The organism is Sphingomonas sp. T1, from assembly GCF_902506585.1.
GTDB classification, from domain to species: domain Bacteria; phylum Pseudomonadota; class Alphaproteobacteria; order Sphingomonadales; family Sphingomonadaceae; genus Sphingomonas; species Sphingomonas aerolata.
The window spans coordinates 364515-379700 of record NZ_LR733875.1 but is presented as its reverse complement, the minus strand read 5'-3'; the positions used below and the strand labels follow the sequence as shown (position 1 = coordinate 379700).

At 65.4% G+C, this 15186-nt stretch carries 11 protein-coding genes; 5 read left to right on the top strand and 6 right to left on the bottom strand.

The annotated features are described in order from the left end of the window. Nucleotides 1–87: 87 nt before the first annotated feature. A complete protein-coding gene (locus GV027_RS01605) occupies nt 88–708 on the top strand; it encodes a hypothetical protein (RefSeq protein WP_159510749.1) in 621 nt (206 codons plus the stop codon). A gap of 85 nt (nt 709–793) precedes the next feature. Here GV027_RS01605 and GV027_RS01600 read toward each other — a convergent pair whose 3' ends face one another. Genes GV027_RS01600 through GV027_RS01590 form a run of 3 tightly spaced genes read right to left on the bottom strand, consistent with a single transcriptional unit; the run spans nt 794 to nt 2935 of the window. After that, entirely contained in the window at nt 794–1132 is a 339-nt protein-coding gene (locus GV027_RS01600; protein ID WP_159510748.1) for a hypothetical protein, read from the bottom strand. Continuing rightward, nucleotides 1125–2678, bottom strand: coding sequence for a PepSY-associated TM helix domain-containing protein (locus GV027_RS01595; protein ID WP_159510747.1), 1554 nt, complete (start codon nt 2676–2678; stop codon nt 1125–1127). Before GV027_RS01595 ends, GV027_RS01600 begins: the two co-directional genes overlap by 8 nt. Then, complete coding sequence (locus GV027_RS01590; RefSeq protein ID WP_159510746.1) at nt 2675–2935, bottom strand: iron transporter; 261 nt, start codon at nt 2933–2935, stop codon at nt 2675–2677. The genes GV027_RS01595 and GV027_RS01590 overlap by 4 nt, the downstream gene beginning before the upstream one ends. Before the next feature lie 272 nt (nt 2936–3207). On the opposite strand from GV027_RS01590, the gene GV027_RS01585 reads away from it, so the two are divergent. Next, nucleotides 3208–4494: a glycoside hydrolase family 130 protein gene (locus GV027_RS01585; RefSeq protein WP_159512671.1), complete on the top strand. Its 1287-nt coding sequence runs from the start codon at nt 3208–3210 to the stop codon at nt 4492–4494. A 48-nt stretch (nt 4495–4542) separates the two neighbouring features. Here the strand turns inward: GV027_RS01585 and GV027_RS01580 are convergent, their stop codons facing one another. Next, nucleotides 4543–7104, bottom strand: coding sequence for a TonB-dependent receptor plug domain-containing protein (locus GV027_RS01580; protein ID WP_159510745.1), 2562 nt, complete (start codon nt 7102–7104; stop codon nt 4543–4545). 356 nt (nt 7105–7460) lie between these two features. On the opposite strand from GV027_RS01580, the gene poxB reads away from it, so the two are divergent. Then, the gene (gene poxB, locus GV027_RS01575; RefSeq protein ID WP_159510744.1) at nt 7461–9209 is read left to right on the top strand and encodes a ubiquinone-dependent pyruvate dehydrogenase; all 1749 of its coding nucleotides are present in this window, start codon (nt 7461–7463) and stop codon (nt 9207–9209) included. Nucleotides 9210–9263: 54 nt separating this feature from the next. Here the strand turns inward: poxB and GV027_RS01570 are convergent, their stop codons facing one another. Together GV027_RS01570 and GV027_RS01565 are read right to left on the bottom strand one after the other, a co-directional pair. Then, nucleotides 9264–10931: an MFS transporter gene (locus GV027_RS01570; protein ID WP_159510743.1), complete on the bottom strand. Its 1668-nt coding sequence runs from the start codon at nt 10929–10931 to the stop codon at nt 9264–9266. Between the two features lie 49 nt (nt 10932–10980). Beyond that, a complete protein-coding gene (locus GV027_RS01565; RefSeq protein ID WP_159510742.1) occupies nt 10981–12408 on the bottom strand; it encodes a DcaP family trimeric outer membrane transporter in 1428 nt (475 codons plus the stop codon). Nucleotides 12409–12555: 147 nt separating this feature from the next. Between GV027_RS01565 and acs the strand changes: the two genes are divergently transcribed. Both acs and GV027_RS01555 read left to right on the top strand, forming a co-directional pair. Continuing rightward, nucleotides 12556–14511 carry an acetate--CoA ligase gene (gene acs / locus GV027_RS01560; RefSeq protein WP_107933171.1) on the top strand — a complete coding sequence of 652 codons (1956 nt, stop codon included), beginning with the start codon at nt 12556–12558 and terminating at the stop codon, nt 14509–14511. Continuing rightward, on the top strand, nt 14508–15134 hold the full coding sequence (locus GV027_RS01555) for a response regulator transcription factor (protein WP_107933169.1): 627 nt from the start codon (nt 14508–14510) through the stop codon (nt 15132–15134). Before acs ends, GV027_RS01555 begins: the two co-directional genes overlap by 4 nt. Nucleotides 15135–15186 lie beyond the last annotated feature (52 nt).

Below are 15186 nucleotides of genomic sequence, written 5' to 3'. Positions count from 1 at the left end.
CTAAACCCAAACTGAACGGGGAAGTTCAGCGGGCCGTGGGGATGCGGCGCCTAGAAGCCGGTCATCGACACGAAGAGGAGACGATGAATGCCCCGTTTGATGGACACACTGAACCGCGGAACGCGGATGAAGCTCGCCGCTGCCGCCCTGCTCGCAGTCGGCGTCGCAGGCGGCGCCAGCGCCGTATCGCTGACGCGGCCCGGCATCGAGATGGCACCCACCACGCCGACCGCGATCGCCCGACTGTCGGGCACGAGCGGCGTGGTGACGGTGAAGGGCCGTGTGGTCGAGATCTTCGGTGACCGCTTCGTCCTTCAGGACGCGACCGGGCGGACGATGATCGATGCCGGCCGCAACGGTAATGGCGTTACCGCCGACGCGACGATGACGGTACAGGGGCGCTACGACAACGGACAGCTGCGCGCCTCCTATCTGGTCGATCCGAATGGGCGGATCGTCGCGGGCGGGCCGCCGCCGCATGGCCCCGGTGGCCCTCGCGGCCCCGGTGGTCCCGGTGCGCCCGGCCGCGATGGTCCGCCGCCCCCGCCACCGGGCGGCGCGAACTTGGTCCCTCCCGGTACAACGACGCCGTCCGCGGTTCCCGGCTGCGCCCCATCCGGAACCGGTATCACGCCGCCACCGGCATCCGTCGGCACACCCACCGCCCAAACGTCACCCCGCGCACCGGCTGCGGCGGTCAACCGCTAGGATGGTTGCGATCCGCCACGACGGTGGCGGATCGAGGCCTCAGGCCGATCGCGAACGACTGGCCCCCTCCGTACCACTTTCGCCGTCAGGCCGAAGCGGTACGGTGTTCGTCTTTCGAAGGTCGTAGGGCACGCGCCATGCCGAGGATCAGGACAACGGGTCGGAGCATGAACATCGGCGCGACCGACAGCGTGCCGACCATGATGACCGCCGCGATCGAGCCGCCACCCAGAAACCGCACGACGCGTTCGCCGCTGACCGGCGCCCCGCACCGCAGGAACGCCAGCGTCAGCGCGGCGGCGGCGGCGATCCGCAACAGCCGGATCGTCCCGGGTGCGGTGATCCCGAGATCCCGGCGATAGCGAAACGCGGAGGCCGCGAGCAGCATCCAGCCCGCCAGTGTGACGATGATCGTTTCAAGCATGAACCACTCCACGGGCAGGACGTCGTACCGGGGGGGCCGGACGAAGATGCGCGACACGCCATGCTGCCATCCCCAGCACGGTGGCGATCGCGAGCATGGTCAGGTCGAACCCGGCAAATACCGGGTCGTCGCCACGCAATGAGGCCGGCAGACCGCGCGGGGTCGTGACGGCATTGATGACCGGAATTGCGGCAAAGGCGATGGCACCGATCCCGAACCCTTCGATCCAGGCGCGCCGCGGCGATCGGGCCAGCTGCGCGACTGCGACCGCGCCCCAGACCCAGAACATCGCGGCGACTTCGCCATCCGCACGCCCGGCCGCATCGACAGGAATCAACCGGTTCGCCAGGAGATACGCCGCCATCCCGACCGGCAGCCCGGCAATCACCGCGATGTTCAAGCGCTCGACAAGCGTCAGCCCCGGAAACGGCGCCGCGCCCGGCCGCCGCCGCTTGGTCGTCCAGAGCAACAGGCCCGTACCGACCATCGCAGCGCCGGTCAGGCCAAGCAGGCAATAGGCCCAGCGCAGCCCGGTACCCGCATAGCTCGCGACGTGCAGACCGAGCATCACCCCCGCGGTCATCAGCGCGGGGCCGGTGCCGCCCGATCGCTCGAGCATTTGCCCAGTGCTTCCCGAATAGGTCACCGATGGCAGCCGCGCATTGATCGACACGCCGGCATGACGATAGACGGTCACCGTTGCCGCACGATCATTAGGATGGCGCACCACGACCCGGGTCGCAGGTGCGCCGAGCACCGCTTCGGCCTTCTCGATCATCGGCCCGATCGGCAGCAGCGGCGCGGCAATCCCGGTCGCCGCGCGCTCGGTCGGAATGCCGAATGCGACCGCCCCGTAATCGAGCGGCGTCTTGTAGTTCACCATCGCCGGCCACGGCATGTACATCGCCACGAGCGTGATCAGCCCGGTATAGGTGATCATCGCATGATAGGGCAGCGCGAGCACCGCCGAGACGTTATGCGCATCGAGCCAGCTGCGTTGTCCCTTGTTCCAGCGCAGCGTGAAGAAATCGGCAAAGATCCGCTTGTGCGTGATCACCCCCGACACGATCGCCGCCAGCATCACCATCGCACACAGTCCGGCCAGCCAGCGCCCCCAGGGATAGGGCAGCTGAAGCTGGAAGTGGAACCGATAGAAATGCTCGCCGCCCCGCGTTTCGCGGGCACGGACCGGTTCCCCGCTGCGGGGATCGAGCGTGAGTTCGGCGGGACGTGGCGGTGCCGTCGACGTCGGACTCCGCTGCTCGAACACACGCGTCACTGCCGAGCGGGCATCGGGAAGGTAGAGGAACCACTGGACGTCGTCCCCCGCGCCGATCCGCTGCAGATAGGTCATCGCGCCTTGCGCGGCCTGCGCGGGCGACACTGTGCTCGCGCGGATTTCGGGTTGCATCCACTGGGTGATTTCGGGCCGGAAATAGCTTGCCGTCCCCGTCAGGAACATCGCGAACAACAGCCATCCCGCGAGCAGTCCCAGCCACCCATGGATCCACGCCATGCTCTGCCGCAGCGGCAACGCAGCCGTCATGGGCGGACGCCGAGCAAGGCCAGTGCCAGACCGATCGCCACGCTGCCGCCCCAGATGCCGAGCATGACGCGCATCACGCGTGGCTCGTGAAAGCTCCAGAGCACGGCGATTGCGTAGACCAGGAACGAGAGGATCATTCCCCAGCTGGTCGCCTCGGCGCGGTCCACCGGCAGCACGCGTGCGATCAGCGTGGCGACCGCGGAGGCAAGAACATAGCCGCCGACCAGCGCGGTCCCGATCCGAGCAATCATCGGCACGACCGCAGGTCGCAACCGACGCCGCCGCGACGTTGCCGTTCGCCTTAGATCCGGCGTGCGCTGCGGGATGCCCTGCATGGTCATGCCCTACAGAATTTTGCGAGTGGTTATCAATAGCAAAGTTATTGCACGATATCCGGTCAGGGTCGCGAGCAGCAGGTCGCAAGGAAATCCGCCGCGGCGATGCGATCCATGGATATAAACGCGGGGTCCATCGCTGAACGGGGCAAGGGTGTGCGCATGCAGGACGCCGCCCGATGAAAGGTCCGCGCATGGAAGCTGCCAACGTCTTCAAGAAGCTTGAGATCGAACTCAAGCCCGATCCTTCGCGAACGGTGATCCGCCCGTTCAGCTTCAGCTACCCCGAGGCATTTGCGGCCGACCGTCCATCGCGCGCGCAAACGGTGGCGCAGCGGGTGATGGCACTCGACCCCGCGCTGCGCAAACGCATGGTCGAACTGCTCGCAAAACCGATGGAGGAGCGGCATCGCAATGCCGATGACGTCTTCCGCCGCCGCTTTGCCGAGGTTCAAGACGAGCTTGATATCGGCGACGTCGACGCCGACGAGGCCCTGCTGCTGGGAGCCTATTTCAGTCAGGAATATGCGTTCGAGTCGGCGGCCCTGTTCAATCCGAGCATCGCGCGGATCGACGACGAACCCGCATCGGCCACGGGCGGCGTCAAGTTCGTGCTGTCGTTGCGCGGCATCGGCGAAGGACATATTTCCTCGGTCACGTTCCGGACTGGCGAATGGGGCCCCGACGATCGCCTCGTGATCGATCCGGCAAGCCCGCATGGTGTGCCGCCACGAATCGACCGCAACCAGGATGGCTGGGTCCGGCTATTGTGCGACGACAGCCAGGATGCGTCGGAAACGGTCATCTTTCCCGTGCTGCCCAGCCAGCGCCAGGGGGTAGAGGATCTGCGCCTCGTCAATTTCACCGATCATGACGGCGTTCGCAGCATCATCGGGACCTATACCGCGTTCGACGGACGCAAGGTTCAGCAGGAAATGCTCCGCGGCGTCGACATGCGGACCTTCGAAATGCGCCCCCTCGCCGGCGCCATGACCGGCTACAAGGGCATGGCGCTGTTCCCGCGCCGGATCGATGGCCAGTTCGTGATGCTCGGACGGCAGGACAGCGAGACGATCTGGCTGCTCCGCTCGGACGATCTTTACACCTGGGAGCGCGGGACGCCGATCATGGCACCGAAATATCCGTGGGAATTCGTGCAGCTTGGCAATTGCGGATCCCCGATCGAGATCGACGAGGGCTGGCTGGTCTTCACCCACGGCGTCGGCATGGTCCGCGGCTATTGCATCGGCGCGTGCCTGCTCGACAAGGCGGACCCCAGCCGCGTGCTGGCGCGCACGCCCTCCCCACTCCTGTTCCCGAGCGCGGAGCAGCGTGGCGGCTATGTGCCGAACGTCACCTATAGCTGCGGCGGGCTGTTGCAGGGGCGCCGCATCCTGCTGCCTTATGCGATCGGCGACGAATATACCGCGTTCGCCACCGCACAGGTCGATGATATCCTGTCGGTCATGGCCCCCGCCTGACGTGCAGGCAGGTTCGGGCGCGGCCGCCGAGCGCCGCGCCCGATCTCGTCAGAAGGTGATATTGAAGCGCGCGTAATAATAGCCGCCGTTGATGCCGTAGGGACTGAACGTCAGCGGCCCGTCGAGGACATTGGCGTCGTTGACCAGCGAGTTGGTCGAGCCCGGCACCAGCCCGACGGTCGGCGGCCGCTTGTTGAATAGGTTGTTGGCACCGACCGACAGCTTGAGTGCGGCGGTCAGATCGTAGTTGAGTTCGACGTCGCCGATGAACGCCGACCCGACCGTCTGCTTGTAATATTCGCCGCCATCCGGGGTCAGATACGCCGTCGTCTTGCCGTAGACGGTCCCGCGCAGCGTCGCACCGAACTTGTCCAGCGCATAGACGATCGAACCGATCACCTTGGTCTTGGGTGACGCCGTCTCGAGATAGCTGATCGCCTCATCGTCGAAGAGCGGGATGCCGCCGAGCGTCGCAGGCGCCGCATTCAGTCTGAGCGCCTTGGTCTCGTTATAATTGCCCGACAGCATCCAGTTCACTTTGCCATAGTCGGCAAGATCGGTGACGTAGCTCGCCACCAGATCGATGCCGCGCGTCCGCGTGTCCGCGCCGTTGGTGAAGATGTTGATCCCGGTCTGATTGACGGTCGGGTCGAGGATGTTGCCGTTCGCCCGAATGGCCGCGGTCACGATCGGGAAGTTCGTCGCACCACCGCTGCCGTACAGAGAGCCGGTCCCGAGGATGCGGTCGCGGATCTTGACCTGATAGGCGTCGATCGTGATCGTCAGGCGTGGTGCCGGGCGCAGCACGGTCCCAAGGCTGAAATTGGTCGATTTCTCCGGTTTCAGATTGGCAAACCCCAGAAGCTTGGCCGCGGCGGAATTGGCCGGCAGCTGCACGAACGCGGACGTCGGCGAGACATTGGTCGCGGAATAATAGGATTCCGCGAGCGTCGGCGCCCGGAACCCGGTCGAGACCGTACCGCGAAGCGCGAACGCGTCCGAAAAGTCGTAGCGGCTCGTCCCCTTGTAGATGAACTTGCTGCCGAAATCGGAATAATGTTCATAGCGTCCGGCAACATCGACCTTCAGCCCGTCGATCGGCATCATCGCGACATCGACATAGGCCGCCTGGCTGTTGCGGCCGTTCACGCCCGCATCGGATGGCCGGAACCCGGGATAGGATTGCCCGCCCTCCTTGTAGATCGATGCGGCATCGCCCGAGCCGATCTCGTACACGTTCTTCCGATACTCCGCGCCGAATGCGAGGTTCAGCGGGGCAGCCATGCCAACCGCGATCTCGCGGGTGACATCGGCGTTCGCGGTGAACTCGGTCGCCTTGAAGAAGCCGTTATAGAAGCTCGTCGGCGTAAATCCGGTATCCGCGTAGAGCGAGGCGTTGGCGGAATCGACGGTGTAGATCAGGTTCTTGTCCTGCCCGAAACTGGTCGACAGGTCGTAGTTGAAGCCGCTCAGCAGCCCGCGAACCCCGCCGGTAAACGCCATGTCGTCCTCGCGGATCTTCTCGCGCGGCGAAAAGCCGTTGACCGGGCTGTCGCCGTCAGGATCGAAATAGGTCGTGACCCCGCCGACCGTCCGCGAGACCCGCGTCGGTACACGCAGGTTTTCGTACGCGCTGGCGATCCGCTTCGAATAGGTGCCGAAACTGTACACCTCCGCCGCGCCGAAGTCGTAGGCGCTGTTAAATTGCAGGTTGGTGAGGCGGGATTGCGCATCACCGTTGATCCGATTGACGTACGGAAATCCGGAAATATTCGGGTAGAGTTGCTGCTGCAGGGGACTTAACGCCGGCGACGTCGTGCCGGTGAGCAGCTTGCCATCACCGTCCGTCACCCGCCGGTCGAGCCCGCCGACCTGCGTGAAGTCGTGATAGCGGTGAAATGCGGTCACGTTGAGGAACCCGTCCTCGCCGATCTTGGTCGCGAGATGCAGCGTCCCGGCATAGGTCCGTCCGCCCGTCTGGTAATTCTCGCCCACGGTCGCATAGCCATCGCCGCCCGTATCGCCGTCCTTGAGGATGATGTTGATCACCCCGGCGATCGCATCCGAGCCATATTGCGCCGCCGCGCCGTCTTCCAGAACTTCGATCCGCTTGATCGACGAGGGGGAGATCAGGTCGAGATCCGCGGTCGCCGCACCCTGATAGGGCCCGCCGAGCACCGCGAGGTTGGCGGTGCCATGCCGGCGCTTGCCATTGACGAGCACGAGTGTGTGGTTGGGGCTCAGTCCGCGCAACCGCGCCGACAGCGTCAGGTTCGCGGTGTCGCCGCCAAATGCCTGCGCGGTGAAGGACGGGACCAGCTGCGTCAGGATCTGGTTCAGATTGGGCTGGCCGACATGGCTCATCATGTCGGCATCAAGCACCTTGATCGGCGCCGCGCTTTCGGCAGCAGTAATGCCGGTCGCACGCGTCCCCGTCACGATGATGTCGTCGGGGATGCCGTCGGGCGTATCACTTGTCGGCGGGCTGGCCGATCCCGCCGTGGCGGGGTTTGTCGTCTGGGCAAGCTCTTGGGCACTGGCGGAAACATGCCCTCCAGCGGCAAGGGCGACGATCAAGGCGTGACGCGAGATATGATGAGCGATCTTCATTAGGCTACCCCCGAATGGTGAGCGCCTTTTCGGATCCTTCCCCCAAGTGTATCGACGATTTACGTCGTTTGCTCACGCAATACTCGCCGTGCCGAAATCAATCCTTTGTCATGGGCCCGGGATGTTGCCGGGATCCGTTGCGCATGCTCGTGTCTCCAAATTTTGAATGCAACCGATTCAGGGTAACGAGATCGTGTCCGCACGCGTTTTCGGACCGAAAATTCGGACTTGTTACATTTCTGCAACGATCCGGTCATACCGCTCCCAGGGTCAATTCCGCGATTCCGCCGCGTCACTTGTTGCCGGGACGCGTTGAGGCCTCGACCTTCCCCCCTTTCGAGACCCGGAGACGCCCGATGCCCAAGACCCTGATCGCCGACCTGTTCGTCGAGACGCTCGAGCTTGCCGGTGTCGAGCGCATCTATGGCGTGGTCGGCGACAGCCTGAACGGCCTCACCGAAGCGCTCAGGCGGCGCGGAACGATCGAATGGGTGCACGTTCGCAACGAGGAAGCGGCAGCCTTCGCGGCCGGCGCCGAAGCGCAACTCACCGGCAAGCTCGCGGTCTGCGCCGGTTCCTGCGGGCCGGGCAACCTGCATCTGATCAACGGGCTGTACGACTGCAACCGGACCCGCGTGCCCGTACTGGCGATTGCGGCGCAGATACCGAGCGCGGAAATCGGCTCCAATTATTTCCAGGAAACCCGTCCCGAGGCGCTGTTCCGTGAATGCAGCGTCTATTGCGAGACGATCTCCGATGCCGATCAGATGCCGCGCACGCTCGACACAGCGATCCGTGCCGCGGTCGGCCATCGTGGCGTCGCAGTCGTCGCAATGCCGGGTGATGTCGCGTTGCGCACGACCACGGGCCTTATCGCCCGATCCCGCACCGCGTTGCTGCCCGAAGCGGCCACGATCATCCCCGATCAGGACTCGCTCGCCCGCCTTGCCGCGCTGTTGAACGACGCCGGCAAGGTGACGATCCTCGCAGGTCGCGGCTGTCGGGGGGCGCATGCGCAACTCGTCGCGCTTGCCGGCGTGCTCCAGGCACCGGTCGTCCATGCACTCGGCGGCAAGGAATTCGTCGAATATGATAATCCCTATGATGTCGGCATGACCGGGCTGATCGGCTTCTCGTCCGGTTATGACGCGATGATGGCGTGCGACACGCTGCTGATGCTCGGGACCGACTTCCCTTATCGCCAATTCTATCCGGAAAAGGCGAAGGTGGCGCAGATCGACCTGCGGCCCGAAAATCTCGGCCGCCGCACCGCGATCGATCTCGGGCTGGTCGGCGACGTCGGCGCGACGATCGACCATGTCCTGCCACTGCTGACACGCGAGCGCGACGGCGCCTTCCTGCGCGACGCACGCGAGGATTACGCCAAGTCGCGCAAAGGCCTGGACGAGCTCGCGACCGGCACCCCGGGCAGCGGCGTGATCCACCCGCAGCATGTCGCGCGAGTCGTCAGCGAGCTCGCAAGCGACGACGCCGTCTTCGCATGCGACGTCGGCACCCCGACTGTCTGGGCGGCACGCTACCTGGAAATGAACGGCCGCCGGCGGCTGATCGGGTCGTTCAACCATGGCTCGATGGCAAACGCCCTGCCTCAGGCGATCGGCGCGCAGGCCGCCTATCCCGGCCGGCAGATCGTCAGCCTGTCGGGCGATGGCGGCCTGGCGATGCTGATGGGCGAATTGCTGACCGTTCGGCAGCTCGGCCTGCCGGTGAAGATCATCGTCTTCAACAACGGCACGCTCGGCTTTGTCGAAATGGAGATGAAGGCGGCGGGGATGATCGAGACCGGCGTCGCGCTCGACAATCCCGATTTCGCCGCGATGGCGCGCGCGATCGGTCTGCATGGTGTCCGCGTCACCGACCCTGGCGAGGTCGAGGCGGGCGTCCGCGAGGTGCTCGCGCATCCGGGCCCCGCGCTGCTCGATGCCGTCACCGCGCGCACCGAATTGTCGATGCCGCCCAAGATCACGCTCGAACAGATGAAGGGTTTCACGCTCTACATGGCGAAAGCGGTGATGAGTGGCCGTGGGGATTCGATCGTCGAGCTCGGCAAGACCAATGCCGGACTGTTCAAGACACTGTTCTGAAACAGATCCGGGGTGCGGCGGCTGCCGCACCCCGGGACTGCTCGATACTACCGTTTAGCCGTGCAGCGAGCGGCGGAACGTCTCGGGCAGGAAGACCAGACCGACCAATGCGGTGACCGCACAGGCCAGGATCGGGTACCAGAGCCCGTAATAGATGTCGCCGGTCGCCGCGACCATCGCGAACGCCGCGGTTGGCAGGAAGCCGCCGAACCAGCCATTGCCGATATGATAGGGCAGCGACATCGACGTGTAGCGGATCCGCGTCGGGAACAGCTCGACGAGCAGCGCGGCGATCGGGCCATAGACCATCGTCACGTACAGCACGAGCAGGACGAGGATCGCGACGACCATCGGCTTGTTGATCTGCGCCGGGTCCGCCTTTTCAGGATAGCCGACCGCGGTCAGTGCGGTCTTCACCTCGGCCCCGAACGCCTTGATCGCTGCAGTACGATCGGCCCCTGTTATGATCGCCGGATTGACGACCGGAATGGTTGCGCCGCCGATATGGATCTGGGCGACCGTGCCGGCCGGTGCGACGACGTTGGTGTAGGAAATGCCCGCCTTGGCCAGATACGACTTAGCGATGTCGCACGAGCTGCTGTCGAACTTGTTCTTGCCGACCGGATCGAACTGCACCGAGCATTCATTGGGGTTGGCGACGACGCTGACTGGCGACGACAGCTGCGCGGCATAGAGCGCCGGGTTGGCTGCCTTCGACAGCGCGTGGAACAGCGGCATATAGGTCAGTGCGGCGAGCGCACAGCCGGTCAGGATGATCCATTTCCGCCCGACCTTGTCCGACAGCCAGCCGAAAAAGATGAACGCCGGCGTCGCGATCAGCAGCGCGATTGCGATAAGAATGTTCGTCGTCGGCCCGTCGACACGGAGATTCTTTTCGAGGAAGAACAGCGCGTAGAACTGGCTGGTGTAGAACACGACGCCCTGCCCCACGACCGCACCGAACAGCGCGATCAGCACGATCTTGAGGTTGCCCCATTTGGCGAACGCCTCGGTCAGCGGTGCCTTGGAGGTTTTGCCCTCCTCCTTCATCTTCTGGAACACCGGGCTCTCTTCGAGCTGCATCCGGATCCAGAGTGACACTGCGAGCAGCGCGATCGAGACGATGAACGGGATGCGCCATCCCCAGGCCGCGAACGCCTCCTCGCCGACGAGCGTGCGCACACCGATGACGATCAGCAGGGCTGCGAACAGACCGAGCGACGCCGTGGTCTGGATGAAGCTGGTGAACAGCCCGCGCTTCTTGTCGGGCGCATGCTCAGCGACATAGGTCGCAGCGCCACCATATTCACCGCCGAGCGCAAGGCCCTGCAGAAGCCGGAGCACGACCAGCGCGATCGGCGCGGCGACGCCGACCGAGGCATAGCTCGGGAGCAGACCGACGAGGAAGGTCGACAGGCCCATGATCGCCATGGTCACGAGGAAGGTGTTCTTGCGCCCGACGACATCGCCGATCCGCCCGAACACCAGCGCACCGAACGGCCGCACCGCGAACCCGGCCGCGAACGCCGCGAGCGCGAAGATGAACCCGGTCGTCTCGTTGACGCCCGAGAAGAACTGCGCGGTGATGATCGTCGCGAGCAGCCCGTACAGATAGAAGTCATACCATTCGAACACCGCGCCGAGCGACGACGCGATGATGATCAGTGGCTGGCTCTGCTTCACGTGACCAAGGGGCGATGCGTCCCCTGTTGTCGTTGCCATGGCGGTATCCTCTCAAGTGGAGCGGTGGGATTTTTAGAGCGTCGGGCGATCAGAACCCGTATTTGAAGGCGAATTCCATGCGGTCGAGCGCACCGGTGTCACCCGAGACCAGTTCGCGGACGGCGTGGCGATATTCCACGCCGATGTCGAAGCCCTTGCCGGGCGACCAGAACAGGTTGGCAGCACCGCCATAGGACTTGGCATTGGCCAGCCCCGTGACGATCACGCCGGCCGGATAATCGGCCGATTGGTAGCTGCCCATCAGCGTCGAGTGGATCGCATCGGTCCAGCCGATACGCAGTGCCGCGAAGCCCGCGAAATTGTCGATCCGCTCGAGCTGCGTCGCGGTGCCGCCGTAGATCGCGTCGGGGACATATCCCAATCCCAGATACCGGCCGATGCCCTGCCCGTAGGTCGCCATGAAGCGCAGGTCGTGACGCTTGCCGATCGGGATCTTGCCGGACCCGGAAACGCCCCAGCCAAAGGCGGTATCGCCGCGGCCCAGCGTATCGGTGCGCAATTCGCGCGCGATGCCGGCCAGTGCGAAATCGCCCAGTGTCGACTTCCAGTTCAGCCGTGCCACCACGTCGGGCAGGCGGTCGTCATCCGTGTCGACCAGCGCCGCATTGGCGGGCAGCGCCGTTTCCGTTTCGGGATTCTCGACCGCGACCTGCAACGTCAGCCCGGTTCGCAAGGGGATGGAGTAGCGGATCAGCGCCTGGCGGTTGAACACCGTGCCGTCCAGCGGGCCGACGAAATCGGTCGTCTCGGGCAGCACCGCGATGTTCTGGAAGGTCGACCATTCCTGCCCGACCAGCAGATTGCCATATTCGATGAAGCCACGGCGGAAAGTGGGCGTGTAAGGGTTGGTCGCGCGCTGGGCACCGACCGGCGCCGTCGCGAGCGCGAAATCGAACTCCACCAGCGTCTTTATTTCGGTACCGTTCATCGGGGTCGCAGTGCTGAACTGCAGGCGGGTCTGGCGCGCGGAGAGCAGCAGGTCCTGGCTGGAGAACCCGCCGCCGACCGGAATCTGCTGCGGCAGGAAGAACTCCTTGCCCAGCCCCCCGACCGCTACCTCGCCACCGCTGTAGCGGCTGGCAATGGCGTTGAGGCGAACGAAGCCGCCCAGCTTGACCGTCGTGTTCCCCATGCGAAAACCGTCGGTCGGTGCCGAATTTGTCGCGACAGCCTTGGCCTGGGCCACATTGGTCGCGCCGGGCGATCCGCCGGGCGACGCGGCCGGCGCCGTCACCTGCGACGCAGCGACGGCGGTCTGTGGGGACAGAGTCGGGGCCGCGGCGGCGGTTGCACGCGCTGCGGTCAGCTCGCCGCGAAGGTCCTGGACCGCGGCTTCGAGCGCCTTGAGCCGTGCTTCGAGTTCCGCCTCTCGCGCGGTCTGGCCAAAGGCGGCGCCCGGCGTCAGCCCGACAAGGGCCGTGCCAAGCAGCAACGTCGTGAATACCGATCGTTTCATCCCAACCTCCTGGTTGCTCCACCGGTCTGACGCGTAGATGCAAGCAACGCGACGATGGCGGATCGGCCGGGCGGGATCATCCCTGACTTTGGTTGGGGGTGCCGCGTACCGCGCGACCGTCTAGAACGGCGGCAAAAGGAGAGTGTGATGACCGAGGCCAGCTATCCCGTTCCCGCAGCATGGGCCAAGGACGCACGGATCGATGCCGCCGCCTATGACCGGATGTATGCCGAGGCCGCGACTGATCCCGATGCCTTCTGGGCGAAAGAGGCGCAGCGGCTCGACTGGATCGTTCCCCCGACCAAGATCAAGGACACGTCGTTCGACGAGGCCGATTTCCGCATCCGCTGGTTCGAGGACGGTCAGCTCAACGTCGCCGCCAATTGCGTCGATCGCCACGCCGATACACGCCCAGACGCGACCGCGATCCTGTGGGAAGGCGACGACCCCGCCGACTCGCGCACGATCAGCTACGCCGAGCTGCGCGACGAAGTGTCCCGGCTCGCCAATGCGCTGAAGGCGCGCGGCGTCGCGAAGGGGGACCGCGTCACGATCTATCTGCCGATGATCCCCGAAGCCGCGTTCGCGATGCTCGCCTGTGCGCGGATCGGCGCGATCCATTCGGTTGTGTTCGGCGGCTTCTCCCCCGACAGCCTGTGCAACCGGATCCACGATTGCGACAGCCGCGTCGTCATCACCGCGGACGAAGGGCTGCGCGGCGGCAAGACGATTCCGCTGAAGGCCAATGTCGATGCCGCGCTCGATCAGGGCGATCTCGGCGTCGAGACGGTCATCGTCGTCCGCCGCACCGGCGGCGACATCGCGATGACCGAGGGCCGCGATTGCTGGTATCACGAGTGCGTCGCAAACCAGTCGACCGACTGCGCGCCCGAGCCAATGAACGCCGAGGATCCGTTGTTCATCCTCTACACCAGCGGATCGACCGGCCAGCCCAAGGGCGTGCTCCACACCACCGGCGGCTATCTCGTCTGGGCGTCGATGACGCATGAATATGTCTTCGATTACCGCGCGGGCGACGTGTTCTGGTGCGCGGCGGATGTCGGCTGGGTCACCGGCCACACCTATACGCTGTATGGCGCACTCGCGAACGGCGCGACGACGGTGATGTTCGAGGGCGTTCCTAATTACCCCGACCACAGCCGCTTCTGGCAGATCGTCGACAAATATCAGGTCAGCACGCTCTACACAGCACCCACCGCGCTGCGTGCGCTGATGCGCGAGGGCGACGACTGGGTCACGCGGACCAGCCGCAAGTCGCTCCGGCTGCTCGGGTCGGTCGGCGAGCCGATCAACCCCGAGGCCTGGAACTGGTATCACAATGTCGTCGGCGAAGGCCGCTGCCCGATCGTCGACACCTGGTGGCAGACCGAGACCGGCGGGCACATGATCAGCCCGCTCCCCGGCGCGACCGCGCTCAAGCCCGGCAGCGCGACAAAGCCGTTGTTCGGCGTGGTGCCCGAACTGGTCGATGCCGACGGCAAGGTGCTGGACGGCGCGGTCGAGGGCAATCTCGTGATCGCCGACAGCTGGCCAGGGCAGATGCGGACCGTGTGGAACGATCATGCGCGCTTCTTCCAGACCTATTTCTCGACCTATCCGGGCAAGTATTTCACCGGTGACGGCTGCCGCCGCGACGCGGATGGGTATTACTGGATCACCGGCCGCGTCGACGACGTGATCAACGTCAGCGGCCACCGCATGGGCACCGCCGAGGTCGAGAGCGCGCTGGTCGCGCATTCGAAGGTCGCCGAAGCCGCGGTCGTCGGCATGCCGCACGACGTGAAGGGCCAGGGCATCTATGCCTATGTCATGCTCAACGCGAATGCCGAACCCAGCGAGGAGCTGCGCAAGGAACTCGTCCAATGGGTCCGCCGCGAGATCGGTCCGATCGCAACGCCCGACGTCCTGCAGTTCGCCCGCGGCCTGCCCAAGACGCGCTCGGGCAAGATCATGCGCCGGATCCTGCGCAAGATCGCCGAGAACCAGCTCGACGGTCTGGGCGATACCTCGACGCTCGCCGATCCGACGGTCGTCGACGCGCTGATCACGGGTCGCGAAAAGGCCACCGCCGCCTTCGCATGACCGCGCGCACGATCCTGATCGCCGACGACCATCCGCTTTTCCGCCAGGCGCTGAAGCTGGCGGTTGGTCGCGCGGCCCCCGATGCGACGATCCTCGAGGCGGGGCAGCTCGGCGAGGCGATCGAGGCGGCGCGGGGCGCCGCCCGCCTCGATCTCGTCCTGCTCGACCTGCGGATGCCGGGGTCGGAGGGCTTTGCGGGTGTCGCCCTGCTGCATGCCGAGCGTCCCGACACGCCGATCGTCGTCATCTCGTCTGCCGACGAGGCGGAGGCCGCGCCGCGCGCGCGCGCCTATGGCGCGGTCGGCTTCGTGTCGAAGACCGCCGATCTCGCCACGCTCGAAAATGCGGTCGCGCGCGCGCTGGCGGGCGACCGCGATGCCCCCGTCGCCGCCCTGCCGGCCGATGACATCTCCAATCGCGTCGCCAGCCTGACCCCGACCGAATTAAAAGTATTGCTCGGCGTTCTCGCGGGGCGACTCAACAAGCAGATCGCGTTCGACCTCGGCGTTTCGGAGGCGACCGTAAAGGGCCACATGACCGCGATCCTGCGCAAGCTCGGCGTCCAGAACCGCACCCAGGCGGTGCTTGCCGCGCGCGCGCTCGACATTCGCTTCGCCGACTAGCCGACCGCCTCCCACTTGCGAGACGAGCCGCACGGCAATCGACGTCTTGCGA

Bases quoted from the DNA above. Each gene is read 5' to 3' on its own strand.
- GV027_RS01605 (WP_159510749.1), top strand. From the start codon at position 88: ATGCCCCGTTTGATGGACACACTGAACCGCGGAACGCGGATGAAGCTC.
- GV027_RS01600 (WP_159510748.1), bottom strand. From the start codon at position 1,132: ATGCTTGAAACGATCATCGTCACACTGGCGGGCTGGATGCTGCTCGCG.
- GV027_RS01595 (WP_159510747.1), bottom strand. From the start codon at position 2,678: ATGACGGCTGCGTTGCCGCTGCGGCAGAGCATGGCGTGGATCCATGGG.
- GV027_RS01585 (WP_159512671.1), top strand. From the start codon at position 3,208: ATGGAAGCTGCCAACGTCTTCAAGAAGCTTGAGATCGAACTCAAGCCC.
- GV027_RS01580 (WP_159510745.1), bottom strand. From the start codon at position 7,104: ATGAAGATCGCTCATCATATCTCGCGTCACGCCTTGATCGTCGCCCTT.
- poxB (WP_159510744.1), top strand. From the start codon at position 7,461: ATGCCCAAGACCCTGATCGCCGACCTGTTCGTCGAGACGCTCGAGCTT.
- GV027_RS01570 (WP_159510743.1), bottom strand. From the start codon at position 10,931: ATGGCAACGACAACAGGGGACGCATCGCCCCTTGGTCACGTGAAGCAG.
- GV027_RS01565 (WP_159510742.1), bottom strand. From the start codon at position 12,408: ATGAAACGATCGGTATTCACGACGTTGCTGCTTGGCACGGCCCTTGTC.
- acs (WP_107933171.1), top strand. From the start codon at position 12,556: ATGACCGAGGCCAGCTATCCCGTTCCCGCAGCATGGGCCAAGGACGCA.
- GV027_RS01555 (WP_107933169.1), top strand. From the start codon at position 14,508: ATGACCGCGCGCACGATCCTGATCGCCGACGACCATCCGCTTTTCCGC.